Consider the following 18,823-nt stretch of genomic DNA (forward strand, 5'->3'; position numbering starts at 1 on the left):
CGATCTACCGGAGACCTCCCTACTTTTCGATCACCGACACGCCGCCTGTGACCTGACCAGGCAACCACCAACGCCAGTTCTTAAACACGGCCTAGTCGAGGAGCGATCGCGCGCAGTCAACAGATGCCATGGCCTGGGCCGCAGGCTGGGATCAGGCGCGAACTTAGTCCGAGCAGGCGGGCGGTGGCACCGAGCTACGGACAGCGACGCTAGGGTATTTGATACAGCAGTCCATGCCTCGGTCGAGTGGAGATGAGTTGTGGCGGAACAGCGTCGACAGACAACGCAACCTATCGCTTGGTTCTTAGACCTTCACCGCCGCGAGCTCCTAGACCTCGAGCCGCCGTATCAGCGTCGCAGTGTCTGGAATCAGGCGTACAAGGATTATTTCATAGACACAGTTTTGCTCAACTATCCAGCGCCAGCAGTTTTTATATTTGAGGAAATTACCGATGAGGGCGTCGGGAACTACGCCGTTGTCGACGGCAAGCAGCGACTGCAAACTGTTTTTGAGTTTATAGATGGTGAATTCCCGATTGGCGATAAGGCATCCACACCGCGACTTCGTGGTTTGTACTTCTCTGACCTAGGAAGCGCAGAGAAGCGCAGCTTCTACGCCTATCAGTTTTCAATTGAGTTCCTTCCATCGACGGACGAAGGGACGCTAAGCAATATCTTTGACAGAATCAACCGCAACGTTTCCAAGTTGACTCCTCAGGAACTTCGACACGCGAGGTATTCGGGAGTGTTCGCTGCGTCCGCCGAGCGGCTGACTGAGGACTTAATCCGTAAACTTCCTAATGACTTCCCCCGTATTGCATCTTCCTCACGACGCCAAATGAAGGACGTCGAGCTCGTTGCCCAGCTACTGCTTTTAGTTGAACGCGGCATCGAGTCATATTCCCAGGCAGATCTTGACGCGGCATATAGCAGCCGAGACGAAGACTGGGAGAGCGCAGCGGAGGTTGAAGAGGAGTTTTCGGAGGTCTTGGGGGTCATGCGCTCCTGGGCTGAGGGTCTACTCGCCGGCGAGGCGAAACGGCTACGAAACCAAGCGGACTTCTACTCATTGTTTGGCGCGATCCTGCTTGCATTTCGGGAAGGCGAATTGCCAGATTCCGAGACGGCGATTCCGCGCCTGAACCTCTTCATGTCCGAGGCCAACAGCGAAGACGCGCGAGCAGACAACGCGAGGGCCCGGCGATACTACGAGGCGGCAAGATCGGCTTCGAATGACCTCGCACAACGCAGAGACCGTATTGCCATAATCCGGGACGTAATCACGGGTAACTGACCATGCCTGCACCGGAGCGTTTACGGCTGGAATACGAGAAGGCCTCTCCCCTCCTCCGAGAACTTCAAGCATACGTAGCTCGCACGTTACGACCATATTGCGATTCCGAAAAGTATATCTTCCTTGACCGAGTCAAGGACCTTGAATCCCTAAGCGAGAAGCTGGAAAGCGGAAGATACTCATCTTGGAGCGATCTTGACGACTTGTATGCCTGCACTATCGTGATTCCGGTTCCAAGTCACGAAGCGGAGGTTCTTGACAGGTTGAGACGCAGTTTCCAAGAGGTCAATCTTCGCGATAGGAGTATAGCTAAAAAGGCGCCGGAAGTATTTCGCTTCGACGGGCTGCGATGGTATGGTCGCATGAACTCAGAAGCTGCAGCTGCACGTCAGCCGGGCATGGCCACAATAACTTTCGAGGTCCAGGTCCTGACTGCCTTCGAGCATGCTCTGTCGCTGGTCACACACGACCTTGTTTACAAGGCGGACAACGCTGACTGGAAGCGCCTTCGGCTGGCTGCTCAACTGAAGGCCGCCGTCGAACAAATCGAGTTGATTATCGTAGCGTTCGATCAAGCCGCCGATTCCGTTCGGGTGTCGCCGTGGCCAGAGATGGAGGCAAAGGAACGACTAATTTCCGGCTTTAAGAATTTCTTTGCCCTTGACTTGATTTCGGAAGTTCTCGTTCCAGCAAGCTGGCGACGCTTCGCCGACAACACCTACGACTTGATTCGGTCCTACGAGCGAGATCCCAACAAGTTACCAAGCAGTGTTGATGATCTCTTGAGCGCTTGCGAGTCCAGGCTGCAGGACTCCAGCTTGCCGGGTCCACCGATTAGTGGATCCCTCTTCCGGTACGTGCTATCAGTGGTAAATTCTCCTGCAATTCGCGGGAACCTCAACAAGTTTGTAATAGTTGATTCTTCGGACCTGGCCGAGCTTTACGGGATTAAGAGCGTTCCCAGGAGGTTCACATTTCCTGACCTTGCGACCTGATTCGGGCTTGAGCGGGGCGAATGGGGGCGGGGGCCGCAGTCATCCTGGAGTCGGAGTACCCCGCTCGAGGTGAGTTAGCCGCGAGTAGCACAGTTGGCCACCGCGCGTCGTAGTGACCGACGCGCGTAGCTGGTCCGCGCCTTCCAGGTCGCGCCGGTAAGCTGCCGGCAAATTTCTTCACCCACATAGCCCGCGTTCTGCCTGGTGTAGACCCAGTCGACTCTGCGTTCCACGCAGACGACGAGGCCGCCTGCCTGCCCCGGGCCAAGCCCGACAGCGACGGCCCAGGCACGCACCCAGTCGGGTGCGTGAGCGGCCCGCTTCGGGCCGCCTTGAATACGTACAGCAAGTTGACAAGATCCGGCGGCACCGCCTGCCGTGGGCGAGGACGGTCTGCGTCACAAATCATGCAAGCGGCACTGATGCTGGCAGCGGCTCTAGGCATCGCGGACCCCCGGGGAGGCGGCTGGCACGAACCCGGTCGCGCTCGCCCCTTTGTGGGGGGTTTTCGAGGGACGATTCAAAATCCGCAAACGAAACAGGCGTGTCCTGACCGGAAAAATCTGGTCAGGACACGCCAGTGGTCGGGGTGGCCGGATTTGAACCGACGGCCTCTTCGTCCCGAACGAAGCGCGCTACCAAGCTGCGCCACACCCCGAGCTGCCAGCAAATACTATCCGACGCCGAGGCCGACGCGAAATCGGTATCCCCCCACCCGCAAAACCCCAGCTCAGCGCGGGATCAGCGTCAACACCGAAGCCTCCGGCCGGCAAGCGAACCGGATCGGCGCCGTCGGATGAGTCCCCAGCCCAGCCGACACGTGCAGCCAGGCATCCGTCCCCGGCCACCGATGAAGCCCACGAGCCATGCCGTGCGGCAAATCGCAGTTGGTAGTCAACGCCCCATACGCCGGCACCCGAACCTGCCCGCCATGCGTATGACCGGCCAGCATCAGCGCGAACCCATCACCCGCCATGGCGTCCAACACCCGCGCGGCCGGCGTGTGCGTAACCCCAATATGCAGGTCAGCCCCACCCGAGACAGCCCCGGCCACCGAGGCATAGTCGTCCCGATCAACGTGCGGGTCATCCACCCCCACCAGCTCGATCGACCGCCCCCCAGCCTTGACGATCGTCCGAGCGTTGTTGAGGTCGGCCCAGCCGGCGTCCACGAACGCAGCCCGCAGATCCTCGCTAGGCAGATCCACCCCCTGCACGTACTCGCGCTCACCAGGCAGGACATACCGCAACGGATTAGCCCAAACCGGCCCCCGATAATCATTCGACCCGAACACGAAAGCTCCGGGCACCGAGAGGAACGGATCCAACGCCCGCAACACCCCCGGCACCGCCCCCGGATCGGACATATTGTCGCCGGTCACCACGACCAGATCCGGGTCGGTGCCGACCAGGGCCGCCACCCAGTCCTGCTTTCGCCGCTGGTCAGGCATCATGTGCAGGTCTGAGATGTGCAGAATCCGCAGCGGCTCCGCGTCCGGCTCGAGAACCGGCACATCGAAGCGCCGCAGCGTGAAAAGGTTTCGCTCGATCAGCGACGAGTAGGCGAAGGTGGCCGCTCCGGCCGCCGCCACACCGGCGGCCAGGGCAATAAGGGGACGCTTGCGCATGATGGCAAGAGTAGTTTCTCCGTCCATGGGAACGCTGAAAGACCGCCTGAACGATGACCTGCACACCGCAATGAAGGCCCGCGACGAGCTGACCACCGCCACGCTGCGGATGACCCTGGCCGCGGTCCGCAACGCCGAGGTGGCCGGCTCCGAGGCACGCGCTCTCAGCGACGACGAGGTGCTGGCCGTGCTCACCAAGGAGTCCAAGAAGCGTCGCGAGGCAGCCACAGCCTTCGCCGACGCGGGCCGCACCGAGCAGGCAGCCAAGGAGCGCTCCGAGGGCGAGGTGATCGAGCGCTACCTGCCCAAACAGCTGACCGACGACGAGATCGCCGACCTGGTGAAGGGTGCGCTCGCATCCGGCGGTTTCGCCGGCAAGGCCCAGATGGGTCCCGCCATGAAGGCAGCTCAGGCCACGGTCGCCGGCCGCGCCGAGGGAGGCCGCGTAGCCGCCGAGGTCCGCCGTCAGCTAGGCGCGTAACAGCCCAGCGATCAAGCGCCGGCTAACTGCACTTTCAAAAGCCCTCATATCGTACGGGCGGGAGCCGTCCACAACCGCAGCAGCGGGGCACCCGGCTGCTCAGGCCAAGGGCCGGCACCCCGGTGCGCCTCAAGAAACCCGACGAGCGACCGATCTACTCCAGGCCCATCCCCTCCTGGAGACCCGCCATGAGCTGCACGACCTGTGGTTCCCCCCGGTCCGCCCAAGCCGCCTACTGCGGCACCTGCGGCCAGCCCACATCCCCACCCGCCTGGCATACGACACCAACCCAGTTCACCCCCACCGTCCATGCCGAGCCCCAGCCCGCCCCCCACGACCCACCATCGCCGGCGTCGTCGTACCCCCAGCCCGACTTCCCGACGCCGTCCCTCTACCCCCAGTCGGCGTTCCCCACGACGCCGTCGCACACCGACTCGGCCTTCCCCGCGACGCCGTCTTACCAGTCGGCGTTCCCGACGTCGTCCTACACCACTCCCGACTTCAACCAGCCCTTCTCCCAGCCCAGCTACGGCGCCACCTTCGCGCCCAGCTACAGCGAGTCCACCTACGCCGAGCTCACCTACACCACCAGCCTCAGCGACTACGGCTCGCCCACCTTCACCGGCCAGCCTTACGCCGAGCCGGTCTCCCCGGTGCCGCAGTCGTACCCCCAGCCGATCTCCCCGGCCCTGGCTCACGTCTCGGCGCCGATCGAGCCCCAGGCTCCCGCCCTCAGCTCAGCCCCGCCCGAGGCCCAAGCCCCATCTTCGCCCCCGCCCCAGGCCCCACTTCAGCCCGGCCGGCTATATGGTCCGCCACCGATCCAGCCCTACGCCGGCCCAGGCCGGCCCTACCCGGCTTACGAAGAGCCCCGACCCCAGGCCGCCAACCGCTTCGACATAGCCGCCATCCTCTTGGCGCTGGTAGCGATCCTGGCCTCCCCCATGGGCATAGTCCTGCCCGCCGCCTTCGGCGCCCTGGCCGTCCTCTGCGGCGTAGTAGCCCAGCGCCGAGCCGAGCCCCAGGGCAAGCTCTCCCTGATAGTCGCCGCTGGCGCGACAGCCCTGGGCATGCTCGCCGCCATCGTCATCACCCTGCTCTGACGACGAGCCGGCCCTGACTGCCTTCCGGCTTCGGCGTCAGGGTCGGCCCGCTGACCTTTCATTGACACGCTTCGAATGTCAGCGAACCCTCGCCTCATGCGACCCGTCTCGCACCACCTGCCGCTCTCCACCGCGAATACCTCTCGATCGCCGGCGCGTCGCCGGTCGTTCACCGTCGCCGGTCTAGCCGTCGCACCCCTCGTCGTCGTGTTGGCCGCGGCGGCTCCCGCCCAAGCCCACACTTTCGGGCTGGACCCCTCGTTCGGCGACGCCGGCACCGTCAGCACCGACTTCGCCGGCTTCATCGATGAGGGCCTGGCCCTGCTGGTGCAGAACGGAAAGCCGGTCGTCGCCGGTTCGGCCGGCCGGCTGGTCGGGGGACTGGGTGTTACGGACTTCGGCCTGGCCCGATACACCACTGACGGTCGCCTGGATCCGAGCTTCGGCTCCGGCGGGACGGTGACGACGGACTTCTTCGGCTCCTCCGACGACGCCTACGCGGTGGTAGGGCAGCCCGACGGCGCCGTGGTCGCGGCCGGCCGCACCATCACTGACGACAGCGGTGACTCCGACTTCGCGCTGGCCCGCTACCGGCGCGACGGCACCCTGGATCCGGCCTTCGGCAGCGGAGGAAAAGTCCACACTGACTTCGGCGGCGCGTTCGACGTGGTGAAAGCCGTGGCACGGCAGCGCGACGGCAAGATCGTCGTGGCCGGGAGCACTCTGGTCTACCCGGTGAGCGACGACTTCGCGCTGGCCCGGTATCACGCCGACGGCAGACTGGACACCAGCTTCGGCGTCGGCGGCAGAGTGGTGACCAAGTTCAGCGGCAACAGCGCGGCCACCGCTCTGGTGCTCCAGAACGACGGCAAAATCGTCGCCGCCGGCGAGACCTCGACGGACACCTTCGACTTCGCATTGGCGCGTTACAACACGAACGGAACCCTGGACACCCGCTTCGGTAATGGCGGCATGGTGGTCACGGACTTCGGCGGAGCCGATCGGGCTTCCGCCCTCCTCATCGACAACGCCGGCAAGCTCGTCGCCGCCGGTGGCAGTGGGGGTCCGCTGAGTTCCGCTGTGGCGCTCGCCCGGTATCGAGGTGACGGCAGTCTGGACCGTACCTTCGGCGCCGACGGCATGGTGACCACCGAGATCGACAGCGCCACCGCCACCGCCGTGGTGGCACAAGGCACCAAGCTGCTGGTCGGTGCGGTCGCCGGCGCGTTCACGATGGCGCGTTACCACGGTGACGGCACACTCGACCGGAGCTTCGGCACCGACGGTGTGCTCGCCACCTACTTCGGATCCAGCACCACCCAGCTGGCGGCGCTGGCCCTGGATCACCGCGGCCGGGTCGTCGCGGCGGGAACCACCGCCACCGATCCGTACTACTGGGGCGACTACTTCGTGGCCCGCTACCGCTGATCGTCAACGTGGAGCCGCGGGCTGAGATCGTGGTCGCATGACGCGTTCGCGCAGGTCTGGCCGCCGCTTGAGCTGGGGTGAGGTGGCGGTCGACGCTCCGCAGGTGGATGACGGCGGCGGCCGGCCGGCGATCGCGGCGGCCGTCATTGTCGACGACGGCAGGGTGCTGATGGTTCGTCGCCGTGTTGGCGAGGGCCGTCAGGCTGCGATAGAGCGGGGCACGGCTGACGCCGTACCCCCTGATGTTCTTAAAGTGCCAGCTGGGGACGCACCGGGACGGCGGCCACCGACGGGCCGACGCTGCGGCCCGGGAGCTGTTGGGGAACCGAGTAGGGGCCGAGCATCGACTCGACCGCGGGGGCGATCGCGGGGCGGGCGTCCAGCTGGATCAGGCGGGCGGCTCGGGCCAAGGAACCGGTCTCGCCGTCGCGGAAGCCCTCCCGGTAACCCTTCTCGTAGCGCTCGCCTCGGCCCAGGGCGCGGCCGAGGGCGAAGCATGAGGAGCCGGCAAGTGCGAGGAGGAAGAACAATGCGAAGGGTGTCACGGAATGTTCCTTCCGAGTAATTAGCACCAATTAGGCGAAAAGTACCCCAAAAGGATCTCCCATGTTGTAGCGCGGTGATCAAGTACGCGGATGGGTGAAGATCTGTGTGGAGGCCAGGCGGGAGGGCACGTCGTCGGGGTCGGTGGGGCGGCAGAGGTGGTAGCCCTGGCCGTAGGCGCAGCCCAGTCTGCGCAGCGCCGCGAGCTGGTTCGCGTTCTCGATGCCCTCGGCCACCGTGCGCAGGCCGAGGATCTGGGCGAGCTCGACGATCGTGCGTACGAGCGCCAGATCTTCGCCGGTCAGCTCGGCGCGGGCGATGAAGGCTCGGTCGATCTTCAGCTCGTCGACGGGCAGCTCGCGCAGGTACGCGAGCGACGAGTAGCCGGTGCCGAAGTCGTCGATCGACAACTGCACGCCGAGACCGCGCAACACGTGCAGCGCCGCTTTCCCCAGGTCCGGCTCGCTCATCAGGACCGATTCGGTGAGTTCCAGCGTGACGGCGCTGGACGGCAGGCCGGCGATCGCCAGGGCGCGCAGCACGGTGTCGGCGAAGCGGGGGTGCATCAGCTGGTGGCCGGAGACGTTGACGTTCAGCCCGAGGTCGGGGAAGTCGCGCCGCCAGCGGGCCACCTGCTTGGCGCTGGTCTCGAGCGCCCACTGGCCGATGTCGACGATCAGGCCGAACTCCTCGGCGATCGGGATGAAGTCGACGGGGGACACGAAACCGCGGGTCGGGCTGTGCCAGCGGATCAGCGCCTCGACGCCGGTGGGGGCCAGGTCGCCGAGGCGGATCAGCGGCTGGTACTGGAGGCGGAACTCGCCCTCGCGCAGCGCGCGCTGGAGGTCGCCGCGCAGGCTCAGATGATCGAGCGCCTCGCTCTGCATGTACGGCTCGTAGAGCAGCACCCGGCCGGGGCCCTCCTTCTTCGCCCGGTACATAGCCAGGTCGGCGTTGTGCAGCAACGCCTCCGAGCGCTCGACGGAGTCGCGTGAGGTGGCGATGCCGATGCTCGCGCCGATGAAGATCTCGCGGCCGGCGACCCGGAACGGCTCCTTGATCGAGGCGATGATCCGCTCGCCGACGATCTTGGCGGCGCCGGCGGGAGAGTCGTGCAGGACGGCGGCGAACTCGTCGCCGCCGAGGCGGGCAGTGGTGTCGCTGGCCCGTACACAACCGCGCAGCCGGCGAGCGACCAGCGCGAGCAGTTGGTCGCCGGCCTCGTGGCCGAGGCTGTCGTTGACGGTCTTGAACCGGTCGAGGTCGATGAACAGCACGCTGGTCGGGTCGGTCTCGGTGTTGCGGGAGGCGAGGACCCGGTTGAGGATCTTGAGGAAGAGGGCCCGGTTGGGCAGACCGGTGATCGCGTCGTGGTGCGCCTCGCGGACCGCCTCGACGGTGCGCGCGTCGGTCAGCGCGAGGCTCACCTGCTGGGCGAAGGCGGCGAGCTGATCGCGCTCCTCGGTGTGCTGGTCGGCGCCGCCGAGCAGGTGTGCGACCAGGCTGCCGGCCATCTCGCCGGTCACCCGCACCGGAGCGGCGATCACCGTGCCGTTGCCGTCCGAGCGGATCAGCACGGTGCCGCCGGACATCGCGGCTCGCGCCGCCGACTCGTGCAGCGGCCGGCCGTCGGCGCCGCCGCAGGTCGAGGCGACGCTCAGCCGCCGATCGGGTCCTCCCTCGGCGAGCAGCAGCGACACCGTGGCGCCGTCCAGGAGCTCGGCCGCCCCGCCGGTCACCGCGTCGAGGATCTCGGGCAGCGGCCGCCGGGCGGAGATCGCGCGCTGGATGGTCAGCAGCGACTCGACCAGCCGCTGCCGGGTCTGCGCCGTGGTCGCCTGCCGCTCCTTCTCCGCGCGCAGGTGCCGTTCGGCGACCAGCACCCGGATGCTGCGCAGCGCGAGCCCCAGCACCTGCGCCATGCCCTGGAGCATCTGCCGCTCCTCGGGGGCGAACGGCTCGTCGGCGCGGCAGACGATCAGCGCGTCCGCGTTCTCGCCGCCGAGAGGGCTGGCCACCGCGTACAGCTCGCCGAGCTCGAAGACCTCGAGCAGGAATTCACCGGCGGCCACGGCGAGCAGGCCGGCTTCCGGAACAACGGCGCCGAACCCGTACGCGCCCGAGACCTTGCCCTCCCGCACCACCGCGCCCACCTCGGCCTCGACCATCTCGGTCGCCCGCTCGACGGCGTTGGCGATGGCCGACGCCTCGTCGTCGGCGGCGTTGACCGCCGTGAAGTACTCGGTCAGCAGGTGGGTGGGCCAGGTCAGCATCTGTCAGGCCAGGGCGAGGGTGACCAGGGTGAGGTGGTGCAGGCCGCTCGCGCCGCGCACCCGGGCGATCTCCCCGGTGGTGTAGAAGCCGGCGAACGGCGCGTCGCCCAGTGCCGTACGCATCGCGGTGATCTCATCCTGCATGCCGCCCTCGATCAGGCCGGCCCGCCGGCCGCCGCAGTCGAAGGCGAGCACGCCGAGCGGGGCCAGCCCGTCGAGCCGGGCGATCGCCTCGGTGCACGACCAGGTCGCGCCGTCGATCAACGCCTGCCGGTCGGCCTCCATGAGCCACACCAGCGCGCCCTGCGGCACATCGGCGGTGCCCCACACCGAGCGCTCCTCGTCGTCGCCGGCGTGGATCACCCGGATGTCCTCGCCGTTGCGCCGGGACAGCCCGAGCGGTTGCAGCGACCGTCCCCGATCGAAGAACTCGTCGGCGGTGCCGTCGAAGTCGTTGCGGCGCAGCAGCACGTCGAGGGCGGGCTCGTCGTCGAGGCGGTAGATGTGCGCGCCCTGGCTCTTGGTGACGACCATCGGGGGCTCGGTACGCCGCCAGCCGTGCGCCATGCCGATGCCGATCGGGCCGTCCGAGCCGAGCGCGAGCCCCACCACCGCGCCGCTGAGCACCTCGTCGTCGCAGAACTGGTACGTGCGCTCGAAGTGCCGGTCGTCCGCGCCGAAGCCACCGACCAGCGGCCAGGCCGCGCCGACCGTCGAGTACGCGCCCCGGACGACATCGTGGGGCCGCCCGGTCATCCCGTCGGCCAGCAGGATCAGCACCCGGTTCGGATCGTGCAGGCCACGCAGCGCCTCGGCCGCGGCCGCGCCGGCCGCTCGCGGATCGTGCTCGTCGACTCGCGCGACCCGGGTGTGCACGGTGAAGCCGTCGCCGCCCAGCGCGGCGACCGCCACCCCGCCCACGGTCATCCCCGCGTTGCCGAGCTCGCCCATGGTGGTGCTGCCCACGATCGCCGTCTCCGGGCCGGCCTCCTCGCGCACGGCGACCAGCAGCGCGGGCAGGTCGTGAGCGACCGAGCTGAAGACGAAGACGGCCTTGGGGTCGCGGCCCCCGACCGCCTCGACCGCGGCCTCGGCGCCGGCCTTGGCCGAGTCGGCGGCGCTGCTCTGCCCGGCGCCGAACCAGCGGTGCGTCTCCACGATCTTATGATCGGCACGTTTTGTCGGTTGCTGAGTGGTTGCATCCGGGGTGCCGTCGCTTGTCTCGGGACGGCCTGACAGGCTAAGCCCTTGTGACTTCCTCTGAAGACCTCGCGCGGCGCGTCCGCGACGTGAGCCGCCTGACCGGTGAGTTCGTCCTGCGCTCGGGGCGGATCGCCAACGAGTATTTCGACAAGTATCAGTTCGAGGCCGACCCGGAGCTGCTCGACCAGCTGGCCGAGCGGATGGCGGTGCTGATCCCCGAGGACGTCGAGGTGCTCGCCGGCCTCGAGATGGGCGGCATCGCCGTGGTGACCGCGCTGGCCCGGCACGCCAAGCTGCCCACCGCGTTCATCCGCAAGCAGGCCAAGCAGTACGGAACCGCGCGGCTCGCCGAGGGCGCCGAGGTGGCCGGCCGGCGGGTGCTGGTGGTGGAGGACGTGGTGACCTCCGGCGGGCAGGTGGTGATCTCGACCGGCGATCTGCGGAAGCTCGGCGCGCACGTCGACCACGCGCTCTGCGTGATCGACCGTCAGGAGGGCGGCGCCGCGGCCCTCGCCGCCGAGGGGATCACGCTGCGAGCATTGCTGACGCGGGAAGACCTGAGTTGATCCGCGGTCGCCGCCGAGCGAAGCGGAGCCGGCTCAACGCTCGGCGGCGATCAGCTCGGCTATCTGCACGGTGTTGAGCGCCGCCCCCTTGCGCATGTTGTCGCCGGTGACGAAGAGGTCGAGCGCCCGCGGGTCGTCCATGGCCCGGCGGATGCGGCCCACCCAGGACGGGTCGGTGCCGACCGCGTCGATCGGCATCGGGAACTCGCCCGCCTCGGGATCGTCGACCAGGATCACGCCGGGCGCGTTGCGCAGCGCCTGGCGGGCGCCGTCGGCGCTGACCTCGGAGCCGAAGACCGCGTGCACGGCGATCGAGTGGCCGGTCACGACCGGAACCCGCACGCAGGTCGCGGAGACCTTCAGCGCCGGGATGCCGAGGATCTTGCGGGACTCGTTGCGCAGCTTGAGTTCCTCGGACGACCAGCCGAGCGCGGCGATCTCGCCAGACCAGGGCACCACGTTGAGCGCGAGCGGCGCCGAGAACGGGCCCAGGTCGTCGCCGACGGCCTGGCGCACGTTGCCCGGCCGGGAGCCGAGCAGCCGGTCGCCGGCCACCTTGCTGAGCTGGTCGTGCAGGGTGTCGACGCCGATCTGGCCGGCGCCCGAGGCGGCCTGGTAGGAGGCCAGGACCAGCTCGCGCAGGCCGTACTCGCGGTGCAGCGGCGCGATCGCCATGATCATCGCCATGACCGTGCAGTTGGCGTTGGAGACGATGCCGCGGGGGCGGTCGCGCATCGCTTCCTGGTTGACTTCGGGCACGACTAGCGGGACGTCGGGCTCCATGCGGAACGCGGCCGAGTTGTCGACCACCGTGACGCCGCGCGCGGTCGCGACCGGCGCCCATTCGCGCGAGACGTCGTCGGGGAGGTCGAACAGGGCGACGTCGACGCCATCGAAGGCCTCGGGCGTGAGCTCGCGCACGGTCAGCTGCTCGCCGCGGCAGGCGAGCTGCTTACCGGCGGAGCGTGCCGAAGCCAGCAGTCTGATCTCTCCCCAGACGTTGCGCCGGGAGGAGAGCAGCTCGAGCATGACCGTCCCGACGGAGCCGGTGGCCCCGACGACGGCGAGCGTGGGCTGCGCCATCGGACGGCTTACCGGCCGGTGCCCGCGTACACCACCGCTTCCTCGTTGCCACCGAGCTCGAACTGCTCGTGCACGGCGCGGACGGCGGTGTCGAGGTCACTGTCGCGGCAGACCACGGAGACGCGGATCTCGGAGGTCGAGATCATCTCGATGTTCACGCCGGCCTCACCGATGCAGGCGAAGAACGAGGCGGCCACGCCGGGGTGCGAGCGCATGCCGGCGCCGATCAGCGACACCTTGCCGACGTGGTCGTCGAAGAGCAGGCTCTTGAACTTGATCTTTTCCTTGATCTTGTCGAGAGCGGTCATCGCGGTGGGGCCGTCGGCCTTCGGCAAGGTGAAGGAGATGTCGGTACGGCCGGTGCCCTCGGTCGACACGTTCTGCACGATCATGTCGATGTTGATCTCGGCCTGGGCCACCGTGTTGAAGATGTGGCCGGCCGCGCCGGGCTCGTCGGGCACGCCGACAATCGTGATCTTGGCCTCGCTCCGTTCGTGGGCGACCCCGGTGATCAGCGCTTGTTCCACGTCAGGGTCCTCCATAGATCCGGTCACTAGCGTGCCTGGCTTGTTCGAGTACGAAGAGCGTACGTGGATCGGCACCTTGAAGCGGCGCGCGTACTCCACACATCGCAACATCAGCACCTTCGCCCCACCGGCGGCGAGCTCGAGCATCTCCTCGTACGTGATCTGCTTGATGTGCTTGGCGTTGGGGACGATGCGCGGGTCGGCGGTGAAGACGCCGTCGACATCGGTGTAGATCTCGCAGACGTCGGCGTGCAGGGCCGCGGCCAGGGCCACCGCCGTCGTGTCGGAGCCGCCGCGGCCCAGGGTGGTGATGTCTTTGGTGTCCTGCGAGACGCCCTGGAAGCCGGCCACGATCGCGATCGCGCCCTCGTCGAGCGCCGAGCGCAGGCGGCCGGGCGTGACGTCGATGATCCGGGCCTTGCCGTGCGCCGAGGTGGTGAGCACGCCGGCCTGGGACCCCGTGTAGGAGCGAGCCTCGTAGCCCAGGTTGTGGATCGCCATCGCGAGCAGCGCCATCGAGATGCGCTCGCCCGAGGTGAGCAGCATGTCGAGCTCACGGCCGGGCGGCAGCGGACTGACCTGATTGGCCAGTTCCATCAGCTCGTCGGTGGTGTCGCCCATCGCGGAGACCACGACGACCACGTCGTCGCCGGCCTTGCGGGCGGCCACGATGCGTTCCGCCACCCGCTTGATGCGCTCGGCGGTCGCAACGGACGAGCCACCGTACTTCTGCACCACCAGTGCCACGGGGAACCATTCCTTCAACCTCTACGCCGGCGGCGCCGGTCAGGACAATCGCCACCACAGTAGCCGCGACCGCCGGAGAGGCCGACACGCGATCCCAGATTGCGGCCATCCGAGGCTCCGGAGGCGAGAATGTCTCGGTGCGCCCACGCTTTCTGCCTTTGTCCGCGCCGGCCGCCGCACTGCTCGTGCTGGCGGTCGCGACCGGCTGCGACGGCACGCCCGAGGCCACGCCGACTCCCTCGTCCTCGCAGCCACCGGCGGGTGGCGACGATCCCGGCGGCCGCGCCGATCTGATCGCCCGGGCCACGCGGGCCCAGGACAAGGCGTACGCGGCGCTCTACACCCTCACCACCGACGGCGACGGCCGGCAGCACAACGTCGTGGCGACGATCGGCGCCGACGGCACGTGGCGCGTGGATGTCAGCGACGCGGTACTCGGCGGCACCACCGACGTCTCGATCGTCTCAACAGCGGCCGGTGTCTTCCAATGCACCGTCTCGTCCCCGAGCAACCCCATCACCCCGACATGTGTACGCGTGGCGGACGCCGGAAAACGCGTGCCGAAGGATTACTCCCCCCAGGTCGAGCGCCTCTTCCGCCAGTGGCTGCCGGTCTTCACCGACCGGCAGTCGGCGCTGTCCGTGACCGAGGTGGAGCCGCTGGCGGGGGCGCAGGGCACCTGCTTCTCGATCGACTCGATCTCCGCCTCGCTCAAGGCGCCGGTCGACATCGGCATCTACTGCTACGCCCAGGACGGCGTGCTGACCGCGGCGCGGGTCGACTTCGGCGTGCTCAAGCTGGTCAGTCAGGTCGCCGGGCCGGCCACCGTGGCGCTGCCCGGCCCGTCGGTGCCCGGCCAGGCGATGAGCACCGACGCCCCGCCCGCCGTGCAGACGCCGTCCGTCGGGGCTTCGCCCGCCTGACTCCGGGATCCCACGATCCGGGCGTAGAGTTAGCCACGTCCGAGATGATCACGTAGGGTGATTCCGACATGTGGCAGACGCTCCTCCTTCGCTGCCGCGACGAGGCCCCATTCCAGGCCGGCACCTCGTCGCGGAGTTGACGCGCGCCGCCTGAACGTCTCGTTCTCGTTTGGAGCAGCCACATGTCCGACAACCCTTTTGCCTCGCAGCGGCCGAGCTCGATGCCGTTCGAGCGCTACGCGCCGTACCAGCAACAGTTCGCCATTGACCTGCCCGACCGCCGGTGGCCGACCCGGCGTGTCGAGGCAGCGCCCCGCTGGTGCGCCGTCGACCTGCGCGACGGCAACCAGGCCCTGATCGACCCGATGTCCCCCGAGCGCAAGCGGCGCATGTTCATGCTGCTGGTCCAGATGGGGTACAAGGAGATCGAGGTAGGTTTCCCGGCCGCGTCGCAGACCGACTTCGACTTCATCCGCCAGCTCATCGAGCAGGATCTGATTCCCGACGACGTCACCGTCCAGGTGCTGACGCAGTGCCGGGAACACCTGATCGAGCGGACCTTCGAGTCGCTGCGCGGCGCCAAGCGGGCGATCGTCCACTTCTACAACTCGACCTCGGTGCTGCAGCGCCGGGTCGTCTTCGGCCTGGACAAGGACGGCATCACCGACATCGCCACGAGCGGCGCCCGGTTCTGCCAGAAGTACGCGGAGATCTACACCCCCGACACCGAGATCTTCTACGAGTACTCCCCCGAGTCGTACACGGGCACCGAGCTGGAGTACGCGCTGGAGGTGTGCTCGGCGGTGATCGACGTGATCGACCCGACGCCGGCCCGGCCGCTGATCATCAACCTGCCCGCCACCGTCGAGATGGCCACGCCCAACGTGTACGCCGACTCGATCGAGTGGATGGACCGGCACCTGCCGCGCCGCGAGTCGGTGATCCTGTCGCTGCACCCGCACAACGACCGCGGCACCGGCGTGGCCGCCGCCGAGCTGGGCCTGCTGGCCGGCGCCGACCGCATCGAGGGCTGCCTGTTCGGCAACGGCGAGCGCACCGGCAACGTCGACCTGGTGACCCTGGGGCTGAACATGTTCTCCCAGGGCATCGACCCGATGATCAACTTTGCCCAGATCGACGAGATCAAGCGGACCGTCGAGTACTGCAACCAGCTGCCGGTGCACGAACGGCACCCGTACGTGGGCGACCTGGTCTACACCTCGTTCTCCGGCTCGCACCAGGATGCGATCAACAAGGGCTTCGCCTGGCTGAAGGCCGACGCCGACGAAGCCGGCGTGGAGATCGACAAGTTCACCTGGGGCGTGCCGTACCTGCCGATCGACCCGAAGGACGTGGGCCGCAGCTACGAGGCGGTCATCCGGGTCAACTCGCAGTCCGGCAAGGGCGGCGTGGCGTACATCATGAAGGAGGAGCACAACCTCGACCTGCCGCGGCGGCTGCAGATCGAGTTCTCCGGCGTGGTGCAGCATCACACCGACGAGGAGGGCGGCGAGGTCTCCCCGCAGGAGATGTGGGACATCTTCGCGGCGGAGTACCTGGTCGAGCAGCAGCAGTCGACCGCCTTCAAGATCGAGGGCTACAGCACGGCCACCGTGGACGGCAAGGTCGAGATCGACGTCGAGATCTTCCACCGGGGCGTACGCCGTCCGCTGGTCGGCGTCGGCAACGGGCCGATCGACGCGTTCGTGCAGGCCGTGCTGCCGCTGGGCATCCAGGCGCGAGTGCTCGACTACAACGAGCACGCGCTGACCTCCGGCGGCGACGCGCAGGCCGCGGCGTACGTCGAGGTCGAGGTCGGCGACAAGGTGGTCTGGGGCGTGGGTATCGACGCGAACATCGTGAGCGCGTCGATCAAGGCCGTGACCAGCGCCATCAACCGCGCCCGCTGAGTTCGCATCCCGCGCGTCGTGACGGCGGCGCGCGGGATGATCCACTCACGAGCGATCGACTCGGACAGAACGGGCGGGGCGCTCCTACTCTGAAGGCGTGCCCCCTCACATCCCCCGCTGGACCCTTGTTCTCCTGACCGTCGCCGCCCTGAGCCTGAGCGCCTGCGAAGGCGTCTCGATCGCCAATGGCACCTCGCCCTCCGCCTCCTCCGGCTCCTCCAGCGAGGCGTCCGGCGATGCCGAGGCCCAGCTCGACAAGCTGGTTGTGGCCAAGGCCGGCTCGATGAAGGGCTACAGCCGCGAGAAGTTCCCGCACTGGCGCAGCACCGGCAGCAACTGCGACGTCCGCGACTCGGTGCTCAAGCGCGACGGCACCAAGGTGAAGCTCTCCGGCTGCAACGTGGTGGCCGGCACGTGGAAGAGCATCTACGACGGCAAGACGCTGACCTCGCCCACCCAGGTGGACATCGACCACATGGTGCCGCTGGCCAACGCGTGGCGCTCGGGCGCCTCGTCCTGGACGACCGACCAGCGCGGCGACTTCGCCAACGACCTCGACGATCCGCAGCTGGTCGCGGTGTCGGCGTCGTCCAACCGATCCAAGGGCGACCAGGACCCGTCCACCTGGAAGCCGATCGACTCCAGCGCGTGGTGCGACTATGCGCGAGACTGGATCGCGGTGAAGACCCACTGGAAGCTCACGGTCATCACCGCCGAGAAGTCCGCCCTCGCCGACATGCTGGAGAAATGCTGATGAGCGACCCAGCCCGTTCCACCAACATCACTGCGGGTCCCGGTGGGGTGATGACCGACGAGGTCGGCGTCGTCACCGGCGACCTGACGCTGCGCACCGAGACGACGGGCAACGACGTCACCGTGCGCGTGCAGTACCTCGAGGCCGACGAGTGGTACACGGTCACCGGCGGCAAGACCAAGGTCAAGGACCCGGCCGACGCGACGGCCGTGCACGAGGTCGTGGTGGGGATCCTCAACCGGCCGGAGGGCTGACCCGCCCCGCCTGACGGCGGGACGGGTGCTCCGGGCGTACGGAAGACGCTCTTGGATCTTCGCTCAGGCCGGCGTCGCCGCCGGACGGCGACCCGCGATCACGTCTTCGTTCACCACCGGGAAGTGGCATGCCGTCAGATGGGACGCCGGGTCGTCGAGGCGGGTGACCAGCGGCGGCTCTTCCGTCGCGCAGATGTCCTGCGCCTTCCAGCAGCGCGTGCGGAAACGGCAGCCGGACGGCGGGTTGATCGGGCTGGGCACGTCGCCGGTGAGCAGCACGCGCTCACGCTGCGCGCGATCACGCCGGGCGGGATCGGGCACCGGAACCGCCGACATCAAGGCGACGGTGTACGGGTGGCGCGGGTTCTTGTAGAGATCGTCACGCTCGGCGATCTCCACGACCTTGCCCAGGTACATGACCGCGACGCGGGTGGAGATGTGCCGGACCACCGACAGGTCGTGGGCGATGAAGACGTAGGTCAGGTCGAACTCGCTCTGGAGGTCGTCGAGCAGGTTGACCACCTGGGCCTGGATCGACACGTCGAGCGCCGACACCGGCTCGTCCGCAATGATCATCTTGGGCCGCAGGGCGAGCGCGCGGGCGATGCCGATGCGCTGGCGCTGACCGCCGGAGAACTCGTGCGGGTACCGGTTGTAGTGCTCGGGGTTGAGGCCGACCAGCTCGAGGAGCTCCTGGACCGCCTTCTTGATGCCCTGCGGCGTCGGCATGCTCTGGATCTGCAGCGGCGCCGCGATGATCGAGCCGACCGTGTGCCGCGGGTTCAGCGACGAGTACGGGTCCTGGAAGATCATCTGTACGTCGCGGCGCAGTGGCCGCAACTGGGCCGTGGACCTGTGCGAGATGTCCTGACCCTCAAAAATGATCTTCCCGGCCGTCGGCTCGACGATCCGGCTGAACAGCCGGCCCGTGGTCGACTTTCCGCAGCCGGACTCGCCCACCAGGCCCAGCGTCTCGCCGGCCTTCACCTGAAGATCGATGCCGTCGACCGCGCGCACCGCGCCGACCTGTCGCTTGAACAGGCCCTTCGTGATCGGGAAGTGCTTTTCGAGCCCCGACACCTCGAGCAGGATCTCACTCATCGTTCATTCAC

General features: G+C 67.7%; 16 protein-coding genes, 1 tRNA gene and 1 pseudogene. 10 read left to right on the top strand and 8 right to left on the bottom strand.

Features of this window, described 5'->3' with window-relative positions:
• Positions 1 to 259 precede the first annotated feature (259 nt).
• Positions 260 to 1,294 carry a DUF262 domain-containing protein gene (locus tag ACIA5D_RS22975; RefSeq protein ID WP_396032203.1) on the top strand — a complete coding sequence of 345 codons (1,035 nt, stop codon included), beginning with the start codon at positions 260 to 262 and terminating at the stop codon, positions 1,292 to 1,294.
• A gap of 2 nt (positions 1,295 to 1,296) precedes the next feature.
• Complete coding sequence (locus ACIA5D_RS22980; RefSeq protein ID WP_396032204.1) at positions 1,297 to 2,289, top strand: hypothetical protein; 993 nt, start codon at positions 1,297 to 1,299, stop codon at positions 2,287 to 2,289.
• A 581-nt stretch (positions 2,290 to 2,870) separates the two neighbouring features.
• On the opposite strand, the gene ACIA5D_RS22985 is transcribed toward ACIA5D_RS22980, so the two are convergent.
• Together ACIA5D_RS22985 and ACIA5D_RS22990 are read right to left on the bottom strand one after the other, a co-directional pair.
• Positions 2,871 to 2,947: transfer RNA gene (locus tag ACIA5D_RS22985), tRNA-Pro, on the bottom strand.
• Positions 2,948 to 3,019: 72 nt separating this feature from the next.
• Entirely contained in the window at positions 3,020 to 3,916 is an 897-nt protein-coding gene (locus ACIA5D_RS22990) for a metallophosphoesterase (protein ID WP_396032205.1), read from the bottom strand.
• 25 nt (positions 3,917 to 3,941) lie between these two features.
• On the opposite strand from ACIA5D_RS22990, the gene ACIA5D_RS22995 reads away from it, so the two are divergent.
• From ACIA5D_RS22995 to ACIA5D_RS23005, 3 genes are all read left to right on the top strand, one after another.
• Positions 3,942 to 4,397, top strand: a complete 456-nt coding sequence (locus ACIA5D_RS22995) for a GatB/YqeY domain-containing protein (RefSeq protein ID WP_396032206.1) — start codon at positions 3,942 to 3,944, stop codon at positions 4,395 to 4,397.
• Between the two features lie 188 nt (positions 4,398 to 4,585).
• The gene (locus ACIA5D_RS23000; RefSeq protein WP_396032207.1) at positions 4,586 to 5,500 is read left to right on the top strand and encodes a hypothetical protein; all 915 of its coding nucleotides are present in this window, start codon (positions 4,586 to 4,588) and stop codon (positions 5,498 to 5,500) included.
• Positions 5,501 to 5,596: 96 nt separating this feature from the next.
• Entirely contained in the window at positions 5,597 to 6,928 is a 1,332-nt protein-coding gene (locus tag ACIA5D_RS23005) for a hypothetical protein (protein ID WP_396032208.1), read from the top strand.
• A 248-nt stretch (positions 6,929 to 7,176) separates the two neighbouring features.
• On the opposite strand, the gene ACIA5D_RS23010 is transcribed toward ACIA5D_RS23005, so the two are convergent.
• The 3 genes from ACIA5D_RS23010 to ACIA5D_RS23020 form a co-directional block, all read right to left on the bottom strand.
• Entirely contained in the window at positions 7,177 to 7,473 is a 297-nt protein-coding gene (locus ACIA5D_RS23010; protein WP_396032209.1) for a hypothetical protein, read from the bottom strand.
• A gap of 78 nt (positions 7,474 to 7,551) precedes the next feature.
• Entirely contained in the window at positions 7,552 to 9,744 is a 2,193-nt protein-coding gene (locus tag ACIA5D_RS23015) for a putative bifunctional diguanylate cyclase/phosphodiesterase (RefSeq protein ID WP_396032210.1), read from the bottom strand.
• Positions 9,745 to 9,747: 3 nt separating this feature from the next.
• Positions 9,748 to 10,902 carry an FIST signal transduction protein gene (locus tag ACIA5D_RS23020; protein ID WP_396032211.1) on the bottom strand — a complete coding sequence of 385 codons (1,155 nt, stop codon included), beginning with the start codon at positions 10,900 to 10,902 and terminating at the stop codon, positions 9,748 to 9,750.
• A 92-nt stretch (positions 10,903 to 10,994) separates the two neighbouring features.
• On the opposite strand from ACIA5D_RS23020, the gene pyrE reads away from it, so the two are divergent.
• Positions 10,995 to 11,513 (top strand): orotate phosphoribosyltransferase, encoded by a 519-nt coding sequence (gene pyrE, locus ACIA5D_RS23025; RefSeq protein WP_396032212.1) that lies wholly within the window; start codon positions 10,995 to 10,997, stop codon positions 11,511 to 11,513.
• 33 nt (positions 11,514 to 11,546) lie between these two features.
• On the opposite strand, the gene ACIA5D_RS23030 is transcribed toward pyrE, so the two are convergent.
• Entirely contained in the window at positions 11,547 to 12,596 is a 1,050-nt protein-coding gene (locus tag ACIA5D_RS23030; RefSeq protein ID WP_396032213.1) for an aspartate-semialdehyde dehydrogenase, read from the bottom strand.
• 8 nt (positions 12,597 to 12,604) lie between these two features.
• Entirely contained in the window at positions 12,605 to 13,870 is a 1,266-nt protein-coding gene (locus ACIA5D_RS23035) for an aspartate kinase (protein WP_396032214.1), read from the bottom strand.
• 137 nt (positions 13,871 to 14,007) lie between these two features.
• On the opposite strand from ACIA5D_RS23035, the gene ACIA5D_RS23040 reads away from it, so the two are divergent.
• The 4 genes and pseudogenes from ACIA5D_RS23040 to ACIA5D_RS23055 all read left to right on the top strand — a co-directional run.
• Positions 14,008 to 14,793 carry a hypothetical protein gene (locus ACIA5D_RS23040; RefSeq protein WP_396032215.1) on the top strand — a complete coding sequence of 262 codons (786 nt, stop codon included), beginning with the start codon at positions 14,008 to 14,010 and terminating at the stop codon, positions 14,791 to 14,793.
• A 182-nt stretch (positions 14,794 to 14,975) separates the two neighbouring features.
• Positions 14,976 to 16,703 carry a 2-isopropylmalate synthase gene (leuA, locus tag ACIA5D_RS23045; RefSeq protein WP_396032216.1) on the top strand — a complete coding sequence of 576 codons (1,728 nt, stop codon included), beginning with the start codon at positions 14,976 to 14,978 and terminating at the stop codon, positions 16,701 to 16,703.
• 97 nt (positions 16,704 to 16,800) lie between these two features.
• Positions 16,801 to 17,457 carry an HNH endonuclease family protein gene (locus ACIA5D_RS23050; RefSeq protein ID WP_396032217.1) on the top strand — a complete coding sequence of 219 codons (657 nt, stop codon included), beginning with the start codon at positions 16,801 to 16,803 and terminating at the stop codon, positions 17,455 to 17,457.
• 11 nt (positions 17,458 to 17,468) lie between these two features.
• Positions 17,469 to 17,711, top strand: a pseudogene (locus ACIA5D_RS23055) (hypothetical protein); the annotation flags it as partial.
• A gap of 63 nt (positions 17,712 to 17,774) precedes the next feature.
• On the opposite strand, the gene ACIA5D_RS23060 reads toward ACIA5D_RS23055, so the two are convergent.
• Positions 17,775 to 18,812, bottom strand: coding sequence for an ABC transporter ATP-binding protein (locus ACIA5D_RS23060; RefSeq protein ID WP_396032218.1), 1,038 nt, complete (start codon positions 18,810 to 18,812; stop codon positions 17,775 to 17,777).
• Positions 18,813 to 18,823: the final 11 nt, after the last annotated feature.

The organism is Actinoplanes sp. NPDC051513 (genome assembly GCF_044454685.1).
Taxonomy (GTDB): Bacteria; Actinomycetota; Actinomycetes; order Mycobacteriales; family Micromonosporaceae; genus Actinoplanes.

Excerpts from the sequence above, each read along its gene's own strand:
- ACIA5D_RS22980 (WP_396032204.1), top strand. The coding sequence starts at position 1,297 with ATGCCTGCACCGGAGCGTTTACGGCTGGAATACGAGAAGGCCTCTCCC.
- ACIA5D_RS22990 (WP_396032205.1), bottom strand. The coding sequence starts at position 3,916 with ATGCGCAAGCGTCCCCTTATTGCCCTGGCCGCCGGTGTGGCGGCGGCC.
- ACIA5D_RS22995 (WP_396032206.1), top strand. The coding sequence starts at position 3,942 with ATGGGAACGCTGAAAGACCGCCTGAACGATGACCTGCACACCGCAATG.
- ACIA5D_RS23000 (WP_396032207.1), top strand. The coding sequence starts at position 4,586 with ATGAGCTGCACGACCTGTGGTTCCCCCCGGTCCGCCCAAGCCGCCTAC.
- ACIA5D_RS23005 (WP_396032208.1), top strand. The coding sequence starts at position 5,597 with ATGCGACCCGTCTCGCACCACCTGCCGCTCTCCACCGCGAATACCTCT.
- ACIA5D_RS23015 (WP_396032210.1), bottom strand. The coding sequence starts at position 9,744 with ATGCTGACCTGGCCCACCCACCTGCTGACCGAGTACTTCACGGCGGTC.
- ACIA5D_RS23030 (WP_396032213.1), bottom strand. The coding sequence starts at position 12,596 with ATGGCGCAGCCCACGCTCGCCGTCGTCGGGGCCACCGGCTCCGTCGGG.
- leuA (WP_396032216.1), top strand. The coding sequence starts at position 14,976 with ATGTCCGACAACCCTTTTGCCTCGCAGCGGCCGAGCTCGATGCCGTTC.
- ACIA5D_RS23060 (WP_396032218.1), bottom strand. The coding sequence starts at position 18,812 with ATGAGTGAGATCCTGCTCGAGGTGTCGGGGCTCGAAAAGCACTTCCCG.